This is a genomic window from Frigoribacterium sp. VKM Ac-1396 (genome assembly GCF_015350895.1).
GTDB lineage: Bacteria > Actinomycetota > Actinomycetes > Actinomycetales > Microbacteriaceae > Frigoribacterium.
In genome coordinates this window covers 317,310-338,045 of the sequence record NZ_JADKSD010000002.1, presented here as the reverse complement: position 1 = coordinate 338,045, position 20,736 = coordinate 317,310, and the positions used below count along the sequence as shown (strand labels likewise).

Sequence of the window (20,736 nt, the reverse complement as noted above, 5' to 3'; positions counted from 1 at the left end):
GTTCTGTGCAGTCCTTACTTCGAAGCCAGCTCGGCGGCCTTGTCGGCCGCCTCGTCCATGGTCGCGACGACGGTGACGAGCGGGTGCGCCGCCTCCGCCAGGATGCGTCGACCCTCGTCGACGTTGTTGCCGTCGAGGCGCACGACGAGCGGCTTGGTGGCCGCGTCGCCGAGGATGCCCAGGGCGGCGACGATGCCGTTGGCGACCGCGTCACAGGCGGTGATGCCACCGAAGACGTTGACGAACACGCTCTTGACCTGGGCGTCGCCCAAGATGACGTCGAGCCCGGCCGCCATGACCTCGGCGCTCGCTCCGCCGCCGATGTCGAGGAAGTTCGCGGGCTTGACGCCGCCGTGTGCCTCACCGGCGTAGGCGACGACGTCGAGCGTCGACATGACGAGCCCGGCGCCGTTGCCGATGATGCCGACCTCGCCGTCGAGCTTCACGTAGTTGAGCCCGGCAGCCTTGGCCTTGGCCTCGAGCGGGTCGGCCGCGTCGGCGTCCTCGAGCTCGGCGTGGCCGGGGTGACGGAACTCGGCGTTCTCGTCGATCGACACCTTGCCGTCGAGGGCGACGATGTCGCCCTGCTCGGTGAGCACGAGCGGGTTGACCTCGACGAGCGTGGCGTCCTCGCCCTCGTACACCGCGTAGAGCTTGACCAGCACGGGGGCGACCTTCTCGATCAGCTCGTCGGGGAACCCGCCGGCCTTCGCGATCTCGGTGGCCTTGGCCAGGTCGATGCCCGAGCGGGGGTCGACCTCGACGCGCGCGAGGGCGTCGGGCTTCTCGACGGCGAGCTGCTCGATCTCCATGCCGCCCTCGACGCTGCAGAGCGACAGGTACGAGCGGTTGGCCCGGTCGAGCAGCACGGAGAAGTAGAACTCCTGCGCGATCTGGGCACCGCCCGCGATCATCACGCGCTTGACGACGTGACCCTTGATGTCGAGCCCGAGGATGTCCTTCGCTGCGGCCTCGGCGTCGTCGGGGGTCTTCGCCACCTTGACGCCGCCGGCCTTGCCGCGGCCGCCGACCTTGACCTGGGCCTTGACGACGGTGACGCCACCCAACTTCTCGGACGCTGCCCGCGCCTCCTCGGGGGTGTCGGCCACGATGCCCGGCAGCACGGGCACGCCGTACTGCTCGAACAGGTCTCTGGCCTGGTACTCGAAAAGATCCACGCTGTTCTTCCAATCCGCATCTCTGCGTCGTCTCACCATGATCCGTCTCGACATCGAGCCATCTCGACATGAAGACAATGGGCCAGCGGTCAGCCTAGCGGGCGACCCGAGGGGTACGCCGAGCGTCGCGTCTGCTGTGAGCATCGAGGGCTCGCCCGCGGCTGGGGAGTAGACGAGAGGCATCCCGACAGAACGAGAAACGGAGACACGCATGTCGAAAGAGCAGAACGTCGCCACCCAGCAGCGCATCGGCGAGATCCTGACCGCCCGTGAGATCGACCGCCTGGGCGAGGGCTTCCACGCCGACGTCGTCGACCACGACCCGGCCCCCGACGCACCCGCCGGCCTCGCCGGCATCCAGGCCTTCTGGACCGAGTTCTTCGAGGCCTTCCCCGACGCCGACCTCCAGGTCGAGACGCTCGTCGCCGACGACGAGAACGTCACCGCGGTCTTCACGATCTCGGGCACGCACACCGGCACGTTCCAGGGTGCCGAGGCGACCGGCAAGTCGTTCACCGTGCGCGGCATCCAGGTGGGTCGCTTCGACGACGACGGACTGCTCGTCGAGCGCTGGGGCGCCACCGACGAGGCCGGCCTGAAGCAGCAGCTCGGCCTGGCCTGAGCCACTCCCCACCACCCCGCACCGCCTTCGAGAGGACGCACCATGAGCGACACCAACACCCCCGCCTCGTCGGGTGACCAGCCGTACGACCAGGCCGACGAGTTCGCCGAGTCCGAGCAGATCGCGACGAACGACGCGGTCGCGGGCGAGACGGTCTTCCCCGGCGTCGGCGAGGGCAACGACGGCCCCACCGGCGGCGCACCCCGCGAGGGCTCGCCCGAGTACGCCTCGAACGACCTCGAGGGCGACGAGATCGACCTCGACGAGACCGAGTGACCTCGGTCACCACCGTCTGACGACGCCCCCGCCGCAGCTCGCGACGGGGGCGTCGTCGCGTCACGACTCCTCCACCGCGGGTCGCCGTCGTCATCCGTGCACAGGAGGCGCGGTGCCGGCCTCGGCAGCCGGGGTCGCTGCCCGATCGTCGGTGCATGACATCACCAACGAACGCCCTCCGGCCCCCCAGACGGCGCCTCGCGCTCGCCCTCGTCCTCTTGTTCTCCGTCGCCGCCGGCTTCCTCGGCCAGGCCCCGGCCGCCGCCGTGACCGGCACCGGGCACGGCGTCGGGCACCTGTGGCGGGGTGACGGCGTCTCGTGGCTCGGCACCTACCGGCTCGACGACGGCACCCAGGCGTTCTGCCTCGAAGCCGGCAAGACCTCGCCCGTGGGCAACCACTACGACACGACCACCGGCGGCGACGTCATCGGCGTCTCGACCGACGACCACGCCCGCCTCGCCTACATCGCCCGCACCTGGGGCGGCACGACCGACGCCGACACGGCGGCCGCGGGTCAGCTCGCCGTCTGGACGATCACCGGGCTGAACGGCCACACGCAGCGTTACTACGCGGGCCGCGCCAACGAGCGCTGGCCCATCGTGCTCGAGCGGGCGAACCAGATGCTCGCCGAGGCGTCGTCCTCCGCGTCGAAGTCGGTCGTGGCCTCGATCACCGTCGAGCTCGCCGCCGACGGAACGGGGCTCGTCCGCCCCGTCCTCACGGTCGACCGAGTGACGGGCGGCCCCACTCTGCTCGAACCGTCGCACGAGGGCACCGTCACGCTCGACGGCGCCGTCTTCGCGGACGGGTCCACGACGACCTCCGTCCGAAACGCCGAATCGGTGCCCGTGACGGCCACCGGCGACCAGGCGCGCCTGACCGTGAGGGCGACGGTCCGGTTCGACGACCTGCCCTACGGGAGGGTCACGACCGTGGGCAACAGCCCTGCCGGGTCGCAGATGATCCTGTTCTCGGGCGGGGTGGCGGCCTCGGCCTCCGAGGCTGCCAGCGTCGAGCAGCTGTCACCCCTGCCCTTCCAGCCGAGGATCGTGACCCAGACCAGCGACACGATCGCCGAGACCGGCACGACGGTGACGGATCAGGTCACCCTCGACGTCCGCCCCGGCGAGGGGCTCCTCTCCGAGTGGGGTCGCTACGACGACGCGGGCACGTGGCTGGCCGTGCCGGTGACCGTCCGCAGTCGCCTGCTCGGGCCCTTCCTCGCTCCCGTGGTCGAGGCCGACGACTGGCCCGAGGACGCTCCGGTCGTCTGCGAAGTAGCCCTCGAGGTGCTCGACGGTCCCGGCACGTACTCGACGCCCGGTTGCGACCTGCCGTCCGGCGGGTACTACACCTGGGTCGAGACCATCGACCCGGCCGACACCCCGGTCGAGGCGGGCCGTGACCGGGTCGGTTCGTGGCGCTCGCCCTTCGGTACGGCGACCGAGACCACGTTCGTCCCCTGGGCTCCGTCCGTCTCGACGACGGTGTCGGAGGCCGAGGTCGACCCCGGCACCTGCGTCAGCGACGCCCTCACGGTCGCCGACCTCCACCCCGATGTCCCCGGCGGCGTCGAGGTCGAGTCGGTGCTCGTCGGGCCGTTCGACGACGCCCCCGAGGCGGGAAGCGATCTCGGGCCGATCGACCGGATCGACCCGAGCCTCGTCGTGGCCCGCGAGGCCGTGGTCGTCGGCGACGACGGCACGTACGACACGCCGTGCATCACGCTCGACCGGCCCGGAACGTACGTGTTCGTGTTCTCGTCCGCCGGATCACCGGCAGCGGAAGACGGCAGCCAGGTCGTCCCGGCCTTCGCCGACACCACGGTGCACCGGAGCGAGATGACGACCGTCCGTCAGCCGGCCCCGACCGAAGCCCCCGTCGTCCCGGCCCGCCTCGCCTTCACCGGGTCGGACGGCGGCGGGCAGGCGTTGCTGGTCGCCCTCGGCATCGTCGGCACCGGGGTCGTCCTGGTGGCGACGGCGGGCGTGCTCCACGTCAGGAGGCGCCGACGCTCGGGCGTCGCCACCGGCGCCGCGTCGATCGCACGGCCGAGCGACCGTCCGTCCGCCCTCGGGGTCGGTGACGCGCGATGAGCCGCCGGGTGCGGGCGTCACGACGCGGTCGGCGGTCGACCGACCGGGTCGAACGGCACCTGCACCCTCACCGCCTGCCCGGTCCCGTCGTCCACGACCGCGACCCCCGGCGTCGCCCGATCCGTGAGGTCGGCCTTCGTCAGACGGATGCCGACCTGCTCCCCCTCGTTCGGCAGCTGCGGGCTCAGCACGGCACCGCAGCGGTTGTTCCGCACGTCGACCTGCCACCCGGCCCACCCCGCCAACACCTCGCCGGTCGTGCCCGCCACGACGAGGGCACGACCGGTGTCGGGGCACGACCGCACGAACTCCACCAGCCACTCGGCGGCGGGGCAGTCCTTGAGCTGTTCGCCGTCGTCGACGACCAGCACGCGGGGACCGCCCTGACCGTCCTCTCGGGAGAAGAGCGCTGCGAGACTCGAGGCCTCGACGGCCCTGGTCGTGATCGTCGCCACGACGCCCTGTGCGCCCTCGAGTTCACGCAGCGGCGAGCGACGTGGTGCCACGACGACGACCCCGACGCCCTGTGCGGTGATCGACCGCACCATGGCGACCAGGACGCTGCTGCGGCCACTCTTCGGCGGCCCGGTGACGACGAAGCTGCCCGGCCCCTCGGCGAGGTCGGGGCCCATCGGCACGAGGTCGTCACCGCCGACGCCGACGAGGGCGAAGAGGCCGGACGGGTCCTCCTCGACACGTCGGGACCAGGCCTGGTCGAACGTGATCGGACCGGCCAGTTGGTCGACGCGGAAGGGCTTGCGCCCCGAGGGCACGTGGCGGTCACGGTGGGCCGCCGCGACCCCGCGTCGGCGCAGGGACTCGGCCTGAGCCTGCCCCGTGGGGTCGTCCGCGATCAGGGCGACCTGAGTCTCGACCGCACTCTCGGCAGTGAATCCCCTGCCCGGGAGCACGACGTCGGGCACGGCCCGGGGGGTCAACCCGGCGAGGGCGTAGTCGGCCCGGTCCGTCAACCGCAGCAGCAGTTTGTCGTCGACGAGGGCGGCGAGCCGTCCGGCGACGAGCTGGCGGTCGCCCGTGACGATCACGTGCACCCCCGCCGCGGCGCCCTCCCGCAGCAGCAGCCCCACCTGGTCGACGAGTGCGCCGTGCTCGATCTCGGCGAAGCTGCCGGTGAAGCCCTCCCAGCGGTCGATCATGACGACGAGGTGTGGCAGCCGGTCGGCCTCGGGCACGGCCCGGCGCTGTTCGACGACGCCGGCGTGGCCCCCCGTGGCGAGCACCTGCTGTCGACGGTGGGTCTCGTCGACGAGCTTGGTCAGCAGACGGCGCACGCGGTCGAGCTGGGCCCGCTGCGCGACGGCTCCGACGTGCGGCATGGCCTCGAGCGGCAGCAGGGCCCCGCTGCCGCAGTCGATGCCGAAGAGGTGGACGTCGGCGCAGCTCGTCCGGTCGGCGATCGCCGCCGCGACGGTCCGCAGCACCTGCGACCGTCCAGTGCGCGGGGCTCCCACCACGAAGAGGTGCCCGAGGGTCTGCAGATCGAGGACGGCCGCGGACTGACGCTGTTCCGCCGGGAAGTCCTGGCGTCCGAAGGGCAGGACGGGCAGATCTCCGTCGAGGGCGACCTCGTCGTCGTCGCCGAGCCCGGGTGCGTCGAGGTCCTCGAGGACGATCCGTTCGGGCAACGCGTCGAGCCAGGGACGATGCGGACGGGCGATGCCGAGACGGTCGCTGGCCGCGGCGAGCGCGGCGACGAGCTCGACCAGGTCGGTGCGTTCGACCGACTCGGTCGACGTGCGCGGGGGCGGCTCGGCGGCGACCCGCCCGAGGTCCTCCCAGCCGAGCGGACTCGACCACACCTCGGGCACGACCTCGGCGACCGCGCCCGGACGCCGCCCGCCGACGCGCCCCGCCTGGAACGGTACGAGCGCACGTGCCCCCAGGCGCACGAAGGCCCGACCCGGCGTCGACTTGGCGATGCCGGCGGCGTCCCCCGCGTCGATGACGTCGGTGCTCTCCCCCGCGTCGGTCACCCGCAATGCGATTCGCAGGTTGGTGTTGGCCCGGATGTCCCCGGTCACGACGCCGGTCGGTCGCTGGGTCGCGAGCACGAGGTGGATTCCGAGGGATCGTCCCCGTTGGGCGATGTTGACCAGGCCCGTCACGAAGTCCGGCAGCTCGCGGACCATGCTCGCGAACTCGTCGATGACGATCAGGAGGCGCGGCAGCGGCGGTCGCGCAGCCGGCCCGCGTGCTCCCTCGACGTAGTCCTCGAGGTCTTTCGCGCCGACGTCGGCCAGCAGGTGCTCCCGCCGACGCAACTCGGCCCCGAGCGAGTGCAGGGCACGCTCGACGAGGTGCGTGTCGAGGTCGGTGACCATCCCGACGGTGTGGGGCAGGGCCTCGAAGTCCCGGAAGGCGGCCCCACCCTTGTAGTCGACGAGGACGAAGGTCATCGACTCGGGCGTGTTCGCGGCGGCGAGCGACGCGACCATGCTCTGCAAGAGCTCCGACTTGCCCGACCCGGTCGTGCCGGCGACGAGACCGTGCGGGCCGTCCCGCCGCAGGTCGAACGAGAACGGGCCGTCGAGGCTCTCGCCGATCACGACCTCGGTCGTGGGGGCCGTGTGCGACCAGCGCTCGAGGACGGCCTCGGGCGTGGGAGGCTCGAGCTGCAGGACGTCGAGGAGGCGCGATCGTGCCGGCAGCCCGGCGGCACCGCCACCATCGTCGACGTCGACCACCGGGGCCACGGCTCGTCCGACGGCCTCGAACCAGCCGGCGGGCAGCAGGTCGGCCTTGACCTCGCGCACGTCGGCGGTCCGGTGCACGTCGAGCGAGTGCCGGGTGGTGCCACAGGTGACGACGGCGACGCACTCCTCGGGGAGCGAGCGACGTTCGGAGTCGATGCACACCGCGTGCACGCCGACGGACGGTCCGTCCCGGAGGACGCGGACGAGCCCCGGCAGGGTGCGCAGTCGCCTCGCCCCGTCGACCACGAGCACGACGTCGGTCGCCACGCGGAGCGCTCCCGCCGACTCGCGGGCCGCTCGCTGACGGCCGTCGATCTCGGCCCCGAGCTCGGCGATCCGCCGGGCGACGGTCTCGGCGTCGGTGCCCAACCACACGGCAGCCGGTCGTCCGTCGTCGGGTCGGGCGTGGGGCACGTGGGCGAGCCAGGACCAGTGGTCGGCCGCAGCCTGCTCGGTCAGGACCACGAAGCGCACGTCGCGGGGGCTCTGGGCGACGGCGAGCTGGGCGAGCATCCAGGCGACCAGGGGGCGGGCGTGCTCGGGCCTGCCGGCGACGCCGACGACCCCGTGGTCACCCAGGTCGACGGTCACGGGGACGTCGACGGCAGGGCGGGCCACCGTCCGACGGTGCTCGAGTTCGGCGGGGTCCTCGGTGGTGACGCCCGAGGGCAGGTCCGCGGTGCCGATCCTGACGCGCAGGTGGTCGGGGTCGTCGCGGCGGCGCTCCCACAGTCGCGATCGACGCCGGACGGCGATGTCGAGCACGGTCGCGGCGTCGGGGCTGAGGTGTCGCAACTCGCGCTGCAGCTGTCGCACGGCGTTCTCTGCGTCCGCCGCCACCGCCTCCTTGGTGGCCTGGTGGTCCGCGAGCCGCCGTCGGTGCGACACCTTGCCGTTGCGTTTGTCGTAGAGGTGGTTGCCGATCATGACGACGGGCGACATGAGCCCGAAGGCGAGGAATGCCACGTTCCCGAACACGCTCACCATCACCACCGCCATCAGCATCGGCGCGAGAGCCGCCACGATCGGCAGGGGCCGCTTCGTGCCCTGCTGGGGCTCGGCGGGGTAGCGGAACGACGTGGTCGGGGGCTCCGGCAGGAGGCGCGGGGGACGCGCGTGGTCGAGCGTGCCTCCCCCGTCGCTCACGGTGATCGCCGCGGACGGGTGCCCCGCCGGAGCGACGACGAGGAGGGTGTCGCCGATGGTGATCACGCAGTGCTCGTCGACGGCGGCGGTGCCGCGGACCGGCACTCGATCGACGAGGACGAGCGGCCCGCGGGCGTCGTCGTCGGGCTCCGCGAATGCCGAAGCGGTCGGGGTCAGCGAGAAGCGTCCGGCACCGTCGAGCTCGATCGACGCGACGATCGGGGGCACGCGGTCGTCGTCCAGGCGGACGCCGGCGTCGGGTCCGGTGCCCACGTGCACGATGCCGACGTCGACGACGTGGATCGTGCCGGCACCTCGGCCCCCGATGACGCGGATCGTGGGCAGGTCGTCGGGGAGGCGGTGGTGAGGTGCGGGGCCGCCGAGTCCGAGCACGGCACCGTCGAGTAGGACGCCCGAACGGAGGCGGGCACCGGACTCCACCGGAATGCCGTCGACCGAGAGGCTGCCCGGGGTCGGCCCGGGGGTGTCGGACGCCAACCCGAGGGTCGAGGCGAGGTGTGTCGCGACCTCGCCGACGGTGGTCTCGGGGTCGACGACGACGGAGCGATCGGCCCGGCGCCCCGTGGGGACGTGCAGGACGGTGAGCGCGAGTCTCACTCGGCCGGCACCACGCTGATGCCGTCGGCGAAGTGGTCGACCTCGACGAGCATGGCGGGCACCCCTTCGGGGCCGCCGACCTGACAGCTGATGCGGACGTCGTACGGTTCGGCTCGGAAGGCGTAGACGAGGGTGGCGAAGAGGCCGTCGTCGCCGTCCACGGCCGAGTACCGCACGCCCCGCAGGCCTCGACCGAGGTCGGTCGTCTCGATCTCCTCGACGACGGGAGGCTCGATCGGGGCGAGGTCGCTCTCGAGGACCATGGCTCGCAGGGCGGTGTCGCGGTCGCCCTGGGCGAAGCCGTATTGCACCCGCAGCAGGCTCGGTGGTGTGGCGATGTCGGGCAGGTAGAGGTACCGGCGTTCGTCGGCCGGCGACCAGCGCGCCAGGGCCGAGAGCACTTCGGTGAGCCAGGACCGGGAGGCGCGGGTCGCCCCCTCGGACCGCTCGGCCACGGCGCGCACGGTGGCCTTGATCCACGAGCGCGGCGCTCGGTGCCCGTCGTGTGGCCAGGTGGCCGGCAGGGGCACCCAGACCTCGGGATCGTGCCCGATGAGCAGGTCGAGGTCGTGGTCGCGGTCGGTCATGGTGCGAGGTCGCTTTCTGTCGCGGTGGAAGGAGTTCAGGCGAGAGGTCGGTCGGTGACGAGGCGGCTTTCGGCGTCGCGCCAGCGGAAGGTGCTGACCATGGCGTCGAAGACGTCGACGAGGGCGTCGGCGATGCGTCCCCTCCCGTCGGCGTCCGTGTCGGCGTCGGCGTCACCAGGAGCAGCCTCGGCACGGGCTGCCACTCCGACGGTGAGGACGAGACTGATCAGCCGGTCGTCGTGGCCGGCGATCCGCGCCAGCACGGTTCGGCGGCGCAACGGTGTCAGGCTGGCGACTCCCTCACCTCCGTCGCTCTTGCCGCCCGACGCGGTGTCGCCGCCGAAGCCGTCCCACACGACGGCCGGGTCACCCGCGAGAACGAACGGTTCTGCACCGTGAGTGGCGACCCTCCGCAGCAACAGCCGGTCGAGATCGGCGTGCCCTGACCGGGTGACGGGCACCGTGGCGACGACGATGGAACAGACGACGTCGGTGCCGGGCAGCGGTCCCGCGGTGAGGTACGAGTCGAGCACCCGACCGTGGATGTCGGCAGCGAGCGCGCGGCCGAGCGCCGACCCGAACCGCAGCCGCCAGTCCTGGGTCGCCGCCCCGGCCTCGGACTCCGCCGGCTCACCGAGCTGCGCAGCGACGACCACGGCTGCCTCTCGGGCATCGAGACCCCCAGGCACCCGGACGAACCCCGGAGGCACGACGATCGAATACGACGCCGCCACCGTCCCAGCCGTCCGCCCCACGTACCCCGCGGCGCTCACGACTTGTCCCGGTGAGTCACTCCGCCATGTACTGCCCGAAACTCCACCGTACTTTTCGCGCACCTGCGCTCACGCTTGACGAGGAAGGACTCGACCGTCCGCAGTATCCCCAAAATGAAGAACGCGAGGCACTCCGCCGCCAACACGAACGCTGCGACGAATGAGTCTCGGGGCCACGCGTCCAGGTCGACGAAGAAGAGCGAATGGGCCAACGAATAGAAAGCAGCAAGACCACACCAAAAGGACAGGACAAAGGGCTGGAGTGCAAAGTCGAGAGACTCCGCACGCCTGAGGAAGACGACCACAACGAGGGCCAACAGGGCAACGCTCGTGAGCCAGAAAGGACCCGAAGGCAGAACGAACGGAGGCCAGCCCTCGGCGGACTGAAAGAGGGGGCCTCCCCCAGGATTGGTCCGGAAGTCACCCCCCTTAGGCAGCGCTAGACATCCAAAGACGAGTCGTGCGAGTTGGAAGTAGACGGGTGATGCGATGCCCACGATCCCCGCTAGGAGTGGTAGTCCGCGCGAGACAAGCATTCGCGTTGAGACATCCGCGGCACGGCGACCCGAACTCATAACGTGCCCCCATCACTAGTTCTCCAGGCTGCTGCTGAAGGCGCATCGTGAATACCTCTGGGGAGCAGGACGTCGAAGACGTCGCGCGTGGTCAGAGCGTGGTCGATCGCCTGGATGCCCCGGGCGATGTTGAGCTTGCGCATGATGGTGGCGACTTCTTCGGCGTCATCCGCGAATGCGCCCGGCCTGCTCGACCGGAGAAAGTGCAGCATCCTTGCCACATCGCTGTCGCCGAGCGCTTTCACGAGGGTCCAGTCCCCCAACCCGGGTTGAGCCCTCGACCAACTCTTGCTCACCCAGGCCGCCGCAGATCCACGAGAGACTCCGCCGTGAGTTACGAGACCCGCGGCTCGCGCGGAAGCGATGCCTCTCATCCCTGCGCGAGCCGAGGCGACCGCAGCACCACCTATCCCCATGGTCGCCATGGACAACCCGGCTAGAAGGACATCTCCGAGAGTCGCTGTACCTGCACTCGCCCGGGCTGCCGTGATGGCGAACGCAAGGACGGCGATGATCGCCGCCACGACGTTCAGCCCGGGAACGATGAATGCCAGAGCTGCGAGGAGCTCGCCAAGAATCGTGAGCACATCCATGAAACCGCTGATCCACGAGTCGTTCTCCTCCATCCAGGTCTGGAAGGCGGCGAAGCCTGCGTCCCAGGCGCCGCCGAGGTCGTCCCAGACGGTGTCGTCGAGGCCGTCGTCGGTGGCGTCGTCGATCCTGGCGATGGCGACGGTCGCGGCGGTCTCGACGGACGCGTGCGCGTCGGCGAGTCGTCTCGCGTAGAGGGCGACGCGGCCCCCAGCGTCATCGGCCTTGGCCCGCTGGGCCACAGCCTGGTCGAGGTGCTCCTGTTTCGTCACCTCGTCGGTCGCCACCAGGGCCAGCTGTTCGTACCGCTCGACCAGCCTCTCGGCTGCAGCGAGGTCGTCGACGGCGTCTCGATGGTTCGCCAGGGCCGGCGCCGCGGCCTCCTGTGCGAGTGAGAGCTCGGACGCGTACGTCTTCAACGCCGAACCCGTCTCGCCGTAACGACCCTCGGCCTTGCCCAGGCTCGCCGACACCTGCTGGGCCTTGGCGAGGAACGCGTCGAGGGCGTCACTCGACGACGACCCCGCATCGAGCGACCGCAGCCTGGTGGCCGCCCCACGGATCGACGCCGCCACCGACTCGTAGTGGTCAGCCATGGAGTTCACCACCCCCGGATCACCCGAGACCCCCACGAGCGAATCGGCCGCCACCGCGGCGAGCACACCGGCCGTCACCGGTCGCCACCCACGAGGGTGCCCTCGAGTTCGCCGTCGACCTCGGCGAAGGTCTGGTCGATCGTCGAGAGCGCCTCGCCGAGCTCGGTGATCTGCCGTGCGAGCTGCGCCCGCCGGTCGTTCCAGTTCGTCGCGAACGAGGTGACCTTCGCGGCGAGCCGCGCGTGCCCGCAGGCCTCGGCCGTGAGCTGTGCCGACGAGTCGGCGGTCTCGAAATCGGTCCGTACCCGGTCGAGGTCGCCGAGCAACGCCTCGAGACCGGCCCCGTCGATGTTCAGGCTCGATCGAGCCATGAGGTTCCTCCCCTCGTGTCGGGAGGCCGAGGCGCGACGTGCCTCAGCACGACCCGCCTCGACCCCGGTCGTGCGTCGGTCAGCCCAGGCTGCTGGCGAGCTGCTGGTCGGCCCCCTCGAGGGTGCTGGCCGCGTTCTCGAGGAACGCCGCCATGCTCTCGACCGCCGAGACGGTCTTGGACGCCCCGGTCGTGAACTCGGTGTACGTCGAGTCGAACGCCTTCGACGACTTGTCGGTGACGTAGCCCGAGCCGACGAGGTTGTCGATCTGCGACTTCATCTGCCCGAGTTGGTCTTCGATCGCGCGCTGCCCGTTGCGCAGTTGCGTGGCCTGCGTGCGCAGGTCGTCGTAGGTGACGGTGACATTGGCCATGAGGTGCTCCCTCTCGTTCGTGACGTCGACCGGTCGGTCGATCACAACCAATATGTCATGCCTGATAGGTTGCGTGACGGTTGTCCACAGATCGGAGTCGACATGGGGCGGAAGAAGAACGAGCGCAGGAGGCGCGAGCAGCGCCCGACGGAGCCCCCGGTGGTCACCGCCCAGACGGTTCGTGAGCAGCGGGCCGCAGGGCTGCTCTCGCGCATCACCACCCTGCCCCTCGAGCCGCCCGCGACCATCGTGACGTCGGTTCCTCCCCCGCCCCGCGCCTCCTCGGGGTTCGTCCCGCCTACCTCCCCGACGATCGATCGGGGCAGTCCGGTCGGCGCGACTCCCGTCACCCGCGGCACGGTGCCCGTCGAACCCTCGTCCGCCGCCACACCGCACGCACCGACCGTCGGAGCCCCGACACCGCCTCCAGCGTCGCCGCGACCACCGGCGTCACCCTGCGCCGAGAGACCGTTCGACGAGAGGTCGCCGGGGGGACCGGATCTCGAGGCGACGGCGCTGCGCCCGAGGCACTACGGCCTGCGACTCCCCGATCAGAGCGTCGTGCCCGTGACGGCGCGGGCGGTCGTCGTCGGTCGCCGGACGGACCAGCCGCCGCCCCCGCCTGCCGGCGCCGTCGTCGTGGCGCTCGACGACCCGGGACGGTCGCTGTCGCGCCACCACGTCTCGGTCGTGATCGGTGCCGACGGGGGCGTCTGGGTGACCGACCTGGGCTCGGGCAACGGCACGACCCTGGTGTCGACGACGGGTGAGGTCACCGAACTCGAGGCGCACACCCCCGTACGCGTGAGGGTCGGGTCGCTGTTGTCGATCGGCGACCACGCGGCGACCGTCGTCCGTCGCCGCCCGGACGCCCCGACTCACGGCGAGGCGTGAGCCGACGGCCCGACAGGTGACTGCAGGCATCACCCCGGGCTCCGACCCTGGTCGGCGGCGTCGGCCGCGTTGATGCGCCCGAGCTGACGGGCGCCGGGCCGCCGGCGCTAGATCTTCTCGATCGGCGCGACCTTGATCAGCAGCTTCTTGCGGCCGGCCCCGTCGAAGAGCACCTCGGCGATGCGACGGGCGCCGATGCCGGTGACGGCCATGACGCGACCCTCGCCGAAGTCGACGTGCGAGATGCGGTCGCCGGCCTCGAGCTCCATGTCGCCGTTGTCGCGCACGGTGCCCGTGACCCGGTTGGCCCATTCGGTCTTCGGCTTCGTCTTGGCCGCTGCGGTGGCCCGGTCGTAGCTGCCCGAGCCGTAGCCACCCGACGCGCGCGGCGTCGCACCCCGGTTGCCGTCGCCACCCTCGCCACGCGCGTTGAGCGCGCGCGGCTGCGTGCCCCCGCGACTGGTGGCCATGCCGGGCGACTGCTTCCAGTCGATCAGCTCGACCGGGATCTCTTGCAGGTAACGCGACGGCATCGCCACGTTCACCTCGCCGAACTGCGCCCGCGTCATCGCGAGCGACAAGAAGAGCCGCTGGCGTGCGCGGGTGATGCCCACGTAGAACAACCGTCGCTCTTCGGACGGACCGCCCGGCTCGCTGGCCGACATGCGGTGCGGCAGCAGGTCTTCTTCGACCCCGGTGAGGAAGACGGCCTCGTACTCGAGCCCCTTCGCGGTGTGCAGCGTCATCAGCGACACCGTTCCGCTCGTGTCGTCGAGGTCGTCGGCGGCCGCGACCAGCGTGACCTCGGTGAGGAAGTCGAGCAGCGTGCCGTCGGGGTTGTTCTTCTGGAACTCTTTCGTCACCGCGACGAGCTCGTCGATGTTCTCGGCGCGGGCCTCGTCTTGAGGGTCGCGTGACGCTCGCAGCACCTCGACCAGGCCGCTGCCCTCGATCAGGGTGGTCAAGATCTCGTGGACGGGTGCCGTCGCGGCCGTCGCCTGCACGTCGTCGAGCAGCTTCGCCAGACCGGTGATCGCGCCGGTCACCTTCGGGCCGAGACCGAGCTGGCCGGCGTTGCGCATCGCGTCACGCAGCGGCGCCTCGTTGGTGTCGGCCCACCGCTGCATCGCGGTCTCGGTGGCCGGGCCGATGCCGCGCTTGGGCACGTTCATGATGCGACGGAGCGCCAGCGGGTCGGCCGGGTTGGCGACGGTGATCAGGTACGCCATGGCGTCCTTGATCTCGGCGCGCTCGTAGAACTTGGTGCCACCGAGCACGCGGTACGGGATGGCCGAGCGGATGAAGATCTCTTCGAGCGCACGCGTCTGTGAGTTGGTCCGGTAGAAGACGGCCATGTCTTTGTAGTCGGTGCCGGACTCGTGCAGCGCCGCGATCTCGTCGGCGACGAACTGGGCCTCGTCGTGACCGGTGTAGCCGGTGAACCCGACGATCTTGCTGCCCGCGCCGACCGTGGTGAAGAGGTTCTTGGCCTGGCGGTCGAAGTTGTTCGAGATGACGGCGTTGGCCGCGTCGAGGATGTTCTGCGTCGAGCGGTAGTTCTGCTCGAGCAGGATGACCTTCGAGTTCGGGAAGTCGCGTTCGAACTCGACGATGTTGCGGATGTCGGCGCCGCGGAACGCGTAGATCGACTGGTCGGAGTCGCCGACCACGGTGAGCGACGCCCCGGGGATGCCGCCGCTGCCGTCGCGCATCGACTGGACGAACTGGCCGCCGCGCTCGAGCTCGTCGACGAGGTCGGCCTGCACGGGCCGGGTCAGTTCGCGGATCAGCGAGTACTGCGCGTGGTTGGTGTCTTGGTACTCGTCGACCAGGATGTGCCGGAACCGTCGCTGATACTGCGCTGCCACGTGCGGGAAGGCACGGAACAGGTAGACGGTCTGCGCGATGAGGTCGTCGAAGTCGAAGGCGTTGGCCCGCTGCAGCTCGCGGGTGTACTGCCGGAAGATCTCGAGGAACATGACCTCTTGCGGGTCGTTCATGTTGATCTGGCGCGAGTACGACTCGACGTCGCTGAGCTCGTTCTTGAGCTTCGAGATCTTGCCCGACGCCATGCTGACGGTGAGCCCGAGCTGATCGGCGTCGAGCTCTTTCAGGATTCGCTTGAGCAGCGCCCGCGAGTCGGCCGAGTCGTAGATGGTGAAGCTCTTGGTGAAGCCGAACTGCTCGGCCTCGCGCCGCAGGATGCGCACGCACGCCGAGTGGAACGTGCTGATCCACATGCCCTCGCCGGCCTGACCCACGAGGTGAGCCACGCGCTCGCGCATCTCGGCAGCGGCCTTGTTGGTGAACGTGATGGCGAGGATCTGGCTGGGCCAGGCCTCGCGAGTCGCCAACAGCCCGGCGATGCGGCGGGTGAGCACGCTGGTCTTGCCCGAGCCGGCACCGGCCACGATCAGCAGCGACTGCCCGCGGTACTCGACCGCCTCTTTCTGCTGGGGGTTGAGACCGGCGGTCAGGGGGTCGCCGGAACCGCCGGCAGCGTCAGAGGGCTCGAGCACGATCGTCATGGCCCGTCGAGTCTAAGCGCGACCACCGACATCGTGAGGGGGTGCAGGTCGGCCACGGCCACGGGCGGCATCGTGCGGGGTCAGCGGGACGCGAAGGCGACCCGCGCCTCCTCGGCGAGCTCGGGCTGGTCGGCGAAGACGCCGTCGACGCCGAGCGCCATGAGCGACGTGAACTCGGTGCGCCAGTCGCCGAAGGCGGCCTTGCCGCCGGGGCCGCGGTTGGCCTTGGCCAAGAAGGCGTTCTCGGCCCGGAGCGTCCAGGTGAAGACGTCGAGCCCGGCCGCGTGCGCCCGGTCGACGACCCGGCCGTCGGTCGCCCCGCGGGCGTCGACCAGCGTGTGCTTGTCGAGGCTGACGCCGTGCAACCCGGCGTCGACGAACGACTCGAGCGACTCGGCGTGCAGCTGGTCGCGGTACCCCACGGAGGTGCGACCCGCCGCGACGAGGTCGGCTGCCGTCCCGGCCTTCTCGAGCAGGTAGACGAGCCGGGCCCCGAGTCGCTGGTCGGCGAGCCGACCGAGCACGGTCTGTTCGAACGACTCGATGGTCAACCGGGGGTCGTCGACCCACCGCCGCTGCCGCAGCTCGTCGGCGAGCAGCTCGCCCAGCGGCAGCCCGATCGAGTCGAAGTAGGTCGCGTGCTTGACCTCGGCGACGAGCCCGACCGGCCGATCGGCGGCGTCGAGCAGGTCGAGCAGGTCACCCAGCCGCTGGATGCGCCCCTCGCCGTCGTGCGCCGCGCTCTCGGGCCGCAGCTCGGGCAGCCGCTCGCGGATGCGCAGGGTGCTGAGCTCGTCCCAGGTGAAGTCCTCGGTGAACCAGCCCGTGACCGTGGTGCCGTCGATGGTCTTGGTGGTGCGACGGTGCCGGAACTCGTCGTGGTCGGCGACGTCGGTCGTGCCCGAGATCTCGTTCTCGTGCCGCAGCACGAGCACGCCGTCGCTCGACGCGACCAGGTCGGGCTCGATGGCGTCAGCCCCGAGCTCGATGGCGAGCCGGTAGGCGTCGTCGCCGTGCTCGGGACGGTGGCCGCTGGCGCCGCGGTGGGCGATGACGAGAGGCGAGGTGGACACCCGGTCACGCTAACCCGCTCGTCCGTGCGCGACCCGAGCCGGGCGGCTCCTGGTGGACGGCAGAGGAGGCGCGGCCCCTGGGGACGAGGCGTCGCACCCACCGCAGACGCAAAAGACTGCACGCCATGCATGTTCGCCCTGCGAGAATGCGGCTCTCATCAGGCAGATCTTCAGCCATTCGTTGCACGGCGCGGTTAGCCTCATGTGTACGGAACAGCCCTCGTGCACCTGCGCGGGCGGTCCACACATCCCTAGCGATCAAGAAGAGGAATCCCTTGGCATTCTCGAATCCCGGCTTCAGTCAGTCGCCGGCCTTCTCGAAGAACGGCGGGCCCGTCATCCGTCAGCAGCAGGGCGCAGCCCAGCCGGTCGAGTACAACGGCATGACGGCCGAGCAGCTGCAGCAGCTCTACTCGCAGCCCGCCGCCGGCCCCACGCAGACCGACCGCATGACGTACGAAGACACGATCTCGAAGACGTTGCTCGCCTTCGGCGTCGTCCTCGTCTTCGCCGCCGTGGGCTGGTTCGTCCCGGCCCTCGCCTTCGTCGGCGCCATCGTCGGCTTCGTGCTCGCGCTCGTCAACATCTTCAAGAAGAAGCCGTCGCCCGGTCTCGTGCTGGCCTACTCGGCCGCGCAGGGCCTGTTCGTCGGTGGCATCTCGGCCATCTTCGAGGCGCAGTGGGACGGCATCGTCACCCAGGCCCTGATCGGCACCGTGGCCGTGTTCGTCACGACCCTGCTGCTCTTCAAGAGCGGCAAGATCCGCGCCTCGGCCAAGGCCACCAAGATCTTCATGATCGCGATGATCGGCTACGGCGTCTTCTCGCTGCTCAACCTGGGCCTGATGGTCTTCGGTGCGAACACCAACCCCTGGGGCCTCCGCGGCATGGAGATCGCGGGCATCCCGCTCGGTTTCATCCTCGGCATCCTCGTCGTGATCATGGCCGCGTACTCGCTCGTCCTCGACTTCGACCAGGTCAAGACCGGCGTCGAGCGCGGCGCTCCCCGCATCTACGCGTGGTCGGCGGCCTTCGGCATCGTCATGACCGTCATCTGGCTCTACGTCGAGATCCTGCGCATGCTCGCCATCCTGCGAGGCAGCGACTAGTCACCACGGCGCCACCAGCACCACCCCGAAGCGGGGCTCGTTCCGAGAGGGACGGGCCCCGCTTCCGCGTGTGGGCCGTCGGTCGGGTGGGCAGAAGGTGTTGATGACGGGCGGATGAGGAGCATGTTCTGCCCACTCGCGGAACCACGACCGGCCAGGAACGACGGAGAGATCCAGGAACGACGAAACCCCCTCGGGCAGATGTCTGCCGGAGGGGGCTTCGCGTCACTGCGCTTCGCGGGAGGTCTCCCTCACTCCACGTTCGCGGCTACTGGTGGGCACCGGGGTCGCAGGCTCCCCCGGAATGATCAGGCCTCGGCGCTCCGCACCGAAAACGGCCTGATCATTGCGCTTCGCGGGAGGTCTCCCTCACTCCACGTTCGCCGCTACTGGTGGGCACTGACGGCGCAGAGCGCCGCCAGAGTGACGCTCCGCGTCACTCCCATTCGATCGTTCCCGGGGGCTTCGAGGTGACGTCGAGCACGACGCGGTTGACGCCGTCCACCTCGTTCGTGATGCGGTTCGAGATGCGGGCCAGCACGTCGTACGGCAGGCGCGTCCAGTCGGCGGTCATCGCGTCTTCGGACGACACCGGGCGCAGCACGATCGGGTGACCGTAGGTGCGACCGTCGCCCTGCACGCCGACCGAGCGGACGTCGGCGAGCAGCACCACGGGGCACTGCCAGATCTCGTCGTCGAGCCCGGCGGCCGTCAGCTCGGCACGCGCGATCGCGTCGGCCGCACGCAGCAGCTCGAGACGCTCGTGCGTGACCTCGCCCACGATGCGGATGCCGAGCCCGGGGCCGGGGAAGGGCTGGCGACCCACGATGACCTCGGGCAGACCGAGCTCGCGGCCGATGGCACGGACCTCGTCTTTGAAGAGGGTGCGCAGCGGCTCGACGAGCTCGAACTGCAGGTCTTCGGGCAGGCCGCCTACGTTGTGGTGGCTCTTGATGTTCGCCGTGCCCGTGCCGCCACCGCTCTCGACGACGTCGGGGTAGAGCGTGCCCTGCACGAGGAACTTCACCGCCGAGTCGCCCTCGGCCGCGGCCTCGAGCACGAGGGCCTCGGCGGCCGCCTCGAAGCTGCGGATGAACTCGCGGCCGATGATCTTGCGCTTCTGCTCGGGGTCGGTGACCCCGGCGAGGGCGTCGAGGAACTGCTGCTCGGCGTCGATCGTGACGAGCCGCACGCCGGTCGAGGCGACGTAGTCCTCTTCGACCTGGCGACGCTCGTCGGCGCGCAACAGGCCGTGGTCGACGAAGACGCAGATCAGCTGGTCGCCGACGGCCTCGTGCACGATCGCCGCCGCGACGGCCGAGTCGACGCCGCCCGAGAGGCCGCAGATGACGCGGGCGTCACCGACCTGCTCGCGGATGCGCGCGACCTGCTCGGCGATGACGTTGCCGCTGTTCCAGTCGGCGGGGATGCCGGCGGCACGGTGCAGGAAGTTCTCGAGCACGGCCTGGCCGAACGACGAGTGCTTGACCTCGGGGTGCCACTGCACGCCGTAGAGCTTGCGGGCGTCGCTCGAGAACGCGGCGACGGGAGTCGAGGCGCTCGACGCCAGCACGTCGAAGCCCTCGGGGGCCTTCGACACCGAGTCGCCGTGGCTCATCCACGTCGTCTGCGAGGACGGCTGGCCCGACAGCAGGGTGCTGTCGCCCTCGGCGAGCGTGACGTCGGTCGCGCCGTACTCGCGCTGACCGGTCTGCGAGACCTCGCCGCCCAGCGCCTTGGCCATCGCCTGGAAGCCGTAGCAGATGCCCAGCACGGGGATGTCGAGGTCGAAGATGCCCGCGTCGATGCTCGGCGCGCCCTCTTCGTAGACGCTCGACGGCCCACCGCTCAGCACGATGCCCACAGGGTTCTTCTCGGCGATCTCGGCCGCGGTGATCGTGTGCGGCACGATCTCGCTGTAGACGTTGGCCTCGCGCACGCGGCGGGCGATCAGCTGCGCGTACTGGGCGCCGAAGTCGACCACGAGCACGGGGCTCTGAGCGGTCTCGGGGGCACGCTCTGCCGGTGCGGGGGCCGTGGCGGCGGTCGTCGCCGACGCCTCGGCGGTCTCGGGTGCGTCGGTCACGCGGGGGCTCCCTCGGTCGTGGGGGTGGTCTCGGCGGTCAGCGCGTCGTACTGCCGCGTCGCGAGCTTGGTCATGTGGCTCTCGACGAAGAACGAGAGCAGGGGCACGACGCCGCCGAGCGCGATGAGGAAGAACCGCGAGAACGGCCACCTCATGAGGCTCCAGAGGCGGAAGTCGGCGAAGAGGTAGACGACGTAGAGCCAGCCGTGCGCGATGAGGATCGCGGTCGACAGGTTGAAGCCGGTGGTCGAGTCGACCGGCACGAGGAACCCGCCCTGACCGCCGAGCTGCATCTCGAGCTGCAGCGGCGTGTACTTGAAGAGCATCTCGAAGATGAGCAGCAACAGCATGACGCCGGTGACGTACGCCGAGATCTTGTAGAACCTGACGGCACCCGGGATCTTCGGGATGTCGCGTTGCCGGGGCTTGAGAGGCATGGGCTCGATTCTAGCCGCGCCCACCGACGCACCACGACGGCACCTGTCGACGTCGAGGGACGCCGCGCACCGCCCGACCTAGACCTCGAC

Annotated in this window: 16 protein-coding genes; 5 read left to right on the top strand and 11 right to left on the bottom strand. The window is 70.6% G+C overall.

Features of this window, described 5'->3' with window-relative positions; all coding sequences use genetic code 11:
- Window positions 1-14: 14 nt before the first annotated feature.
- On the bottom strand, window positions 15-1,178 hold the full coding sequence (gene sucC / locus ITJ55_RS08665) for an ADP-forming succinate--CoA ligase subunit beta (protein WP_194595024.1): 1,164 nt from the start codon (window positions 1,176-1,178) through the stop codon (window positions 15-17).
- 211 nt (window positions 1,179-1,389) lie between these two features.
- Between sucC and ITJ55_RS08660 the strand changes: the two genes are divergently transcribed.
- The 3 genes from ITJ55_RS08660 (at window position 1,390) to ITJ55_RS08650 (ending at window position 4,175) form a co-directional block, all read left to right on the top strand.
- Window positions 1,390-1,800, top strand: coding sequence for an ester cyclase (locus ITJ55_RS08660; protein WP_056259609.1), 411 nt, complete (start codon window positions 1,390-1,392; stop codon window positions 1,798-1,800).
- A 42-nt stretch (window positions 1,801-1,842) separates the two neighbouring features.
- Complete coding sequence (locus ITJ55_RS08655; protein WP_194595023.1) at window positions 1,843-2,076, top strand: hypothetical protein; 234 nt, start codon at window positions 1,843-1,845, stop codon at window positions 2,074-2,076.
- Window positions 2,077-2,231: 155 nt separating this feature from the next.
- Entirely contained in the window at window positions 2,232-4,175 is a 1,944-nt protein-coding gene (locus ITJ55_RS08650) for a thioester domain-containing protein (protein ID WP_194595022.1), read from the top strand.
- Between the two features lie 17 nt (window positions 4,176-4,192).
- On the opposite strand, the gene ITJ55_RS08645 is transcribed toward ITJ55_RS08650, so the two are convergent.
- The 6 genes from ITJ55_RS08645 to ITJ55_RS08620 all read right to left on the bottom strand — a co-directional run bounded on the left by ITJ55_RS08645 (window position 4,193) and on the right by ITJ55_RS08620 (window position 12,519).
- Window positions 4,193-8,653: an FtsK/SpoIIIE domain-containing protein gene (locus ITJ55_RS08645; protein WP_194595021.1), complete on the bottom strand. Its 4,461-nt coding sequence runs from the start codon at window positions 8,651-8,653 to the stop codon at window positions 4,193-4,195.
- Complete coding sequence (locus ITJ55_RS08640; RefSeq protein WP_194595020.1) at window positions 8,650-9,240, bottom strand: hypothetical protein; 591 nt, start codon at window positions 9,238-9,240, stop codon at window positions 8,650-8,652. The genes ITJ55_RS08645 and ITJ55_RS08640 overlap by 4 nt, the downstream gene beginning before the upstream one ends.
- Before the next feature lie 35 nt (window positions 9,241-9,275).
- A complete protein-coding gene (locus tag ITJ55_RS08635; RefSeq protein WP_194595019.1) occupies window positions 9,276-9,896 on the bottom strand; it encodes a hypothetical protein in 621 nt (206 codons plus the stop codon).
- 688 nt (window positions 9,897-10,584) lie between these two features.
- Window positions 10,585-11,811, bottom strand: a complete 1,227-nt coding sequence (locus ITJ55_RS08630; RefSeq protein WP_370544149.1) for a putative T7SS-secreted protein — start codon at window positions 11,809-11,811, stop codon at window positions 10,585-10,587.
- 38 nt (window positions 11,812-11,849) lie between these two features.
- Window positions 11,850-12,146: a hypothetical protein gene (locus ITJ55_RS08625; protein ID WP_194595017.1), complete on the bottom strand. Its 297-nt coding sequence runs from the start codon at window positions 12,144-12,146 to the stop codon at window positions 11,850-11,852.
- Window positions 12,147-12,225: 79 nt separating this feature from the next.
- Entirely contained in the window at window positions 12,226-12,519 is a 294-nt protein-coding gene (locus ITJ55_RS08620; RefSeq protein WP_056260739.1) for a WXG100 family type VII secretion target, read from the bottom strand.
- 567 nt (window positions 12,520-13,086) lie between these two features.
- Here ITJ55_RS08620 and ITJ55_RS16520 point away from each other — a divergent pair.
- Window positions 13,087-13,413: an FHA domain-containing protein gene (locus ITJ55_RS16520; protein WP_194595016.1), complete on the top strand. Its 327-nt coding sequence runs from the start codon at window positions 13,087-13,089 to the stop codon at window positions 13,411-13,413.
- Window positions 13,414-13,520: 107 nt separating this feature from the next.
- On the opposite strand, the gene ITJ55_RS08610 is transcribed toward ITJ55_RS16520, so the two are convergent.
- Both ITJ55_RS08610 and ITJ55_RS08605 read right to left on the bottom strand, forming a co-directional pair.
- Window positions 13,521-15,941, bottom strand: a complete 2,421-nt coding sequence (locus tag ITJ55_RS08610) for an ATP-dependent helicase (RefSeq protein WP_194595015.1) — start codon at window positions 15,939-15,941, stop codon at window positions 13,521-13,523.
- Window positions 15,942-16,021: 80 nt separating this feature from the next.
- Window positions 16,022-17,014: a glycerophosphodiester phosphodiesterase family protein gene (locus ITJ55_RS08605; protein WP_194595014.1), complete on the bottom strand. Its 993-nt coding sequence runs from the start codon at window positions 17,012-17,014 to the stop codon at window positions 16,022-16,024.
- Window positions 17,015-17,289: 275 nt separating this feature from the next.
- Here ITJ55_RS08605 and ITJ55_RS08600 point away from each other — a divergent pair, with 275 nt between their 5' ends.
- Window positions 17,290-18,123 (top strand): Bax inhibitor-1/YccA family protein, encoded by an 834-nt coding sequence (locus ITJ55_RS08600; protein WP_194595013.1) that lies wholly within the window; start codon window positions 17,290-17,292, stop codon window positions 18,121-18,123.
- Between the two features lie 436 nt (window positions 18,124-18,559).
- On the opposite strand, the gene guaA is transcribed toward ITJ55_RS08600, so the two are convergent.
- Both guaA and ITJ55_RS08590 read right to left on the bottom strand, forming a co-directional pair.
- The gene (gene guaA, locus ITJ55_RS08595; RefSeq protein ID WP_370544148.1) at window positions 18,560-20,113 is read right to left on the bottom strand and encodes a glutamine-hydrolyzing GMP synthase; all 1,554 of its coding nucleotides are present in this window, start codon (window positions 20,111-20,113) and stop codon (window positions 18,560-18,562) included.
- A gap of 92 nt (window positions 20,114-20,205) precedes the next feature.
- Entirely contained in the window at window positions 20,206-20,646 is a 441-nt protein-coding gene (locus ITJ55_RS08590) for a DUF3817 domain-containing protein (RefSeq protein ID WP_056259629.1), read from the bottom strand.
- Window positions 20,647-20,736: the final 90 nt, after the last annotated feature.

What these genes read in the sequence shown, in the direction of transcription:
- ITJ55_RS08660 (WP_056259609.1), top strand. Translation starts at nt 1,390, where the DNA reads ATGTCGAAAGAGCAGAACGTCGCCACCCAGCAGCGCATCGGCGAGATC.
- ITJ55_RS08655 (WP_194595023.1), top strand. Translation starts at nt 1,843, where the DNA reads ATGAGCGACACCAACACCCCCGCCTCGTCGGGTGACCAGCCGTACGAC.
- ITJ55_RS08650 (WP_194595022.1), top strand. Translation starts at nt 2,232, where the DNA reads ATGACATCACCAACGAACGCCCTCCGGCCCCCCAGACGGCGCCTCGCG.
- ITJ55_RS08640 (WP_194595020.1), bottom strand. Translation starts at nt 9,240, where the DNA reads ATGACCGACCGCGACCACGACCTCGACCTGCTCATCGGGCACGATCCC.
- ITJ55_RS08625 (WP_194595017.1), bottom strand. Translation starts at nt 12,146, where the DNA reads ATGGCTCGATCGAGCCTGAACATCGACGGGGCCGGTCTCGAGGCGTTG.
- ITJ55_RS08620 (WP_056260739.1), bottom strand. Translation starts at nt 12,519, where the DNA reads ATGGCCAATGTCACCGTCACCTACGACGACCTGCGCACGCAGGCCACG.
- ITJ55_RS08610 (WP_194595015.1), bottom strand. Translation starts at nt 15,941, where the DNA reads ATGACGATCGTGCTCGAGCCCTCTGACGCTGCCGGCGGTTCCGGCGAC.
- ITJ55_RS08590 (WP_056259629.1), bottom strand. Translation starts at nt 20,646, where the DNA reads ATGCCTCTCAAGCCCCGGCAACGCGACATCCCGAAGATCCCGGGTGCC.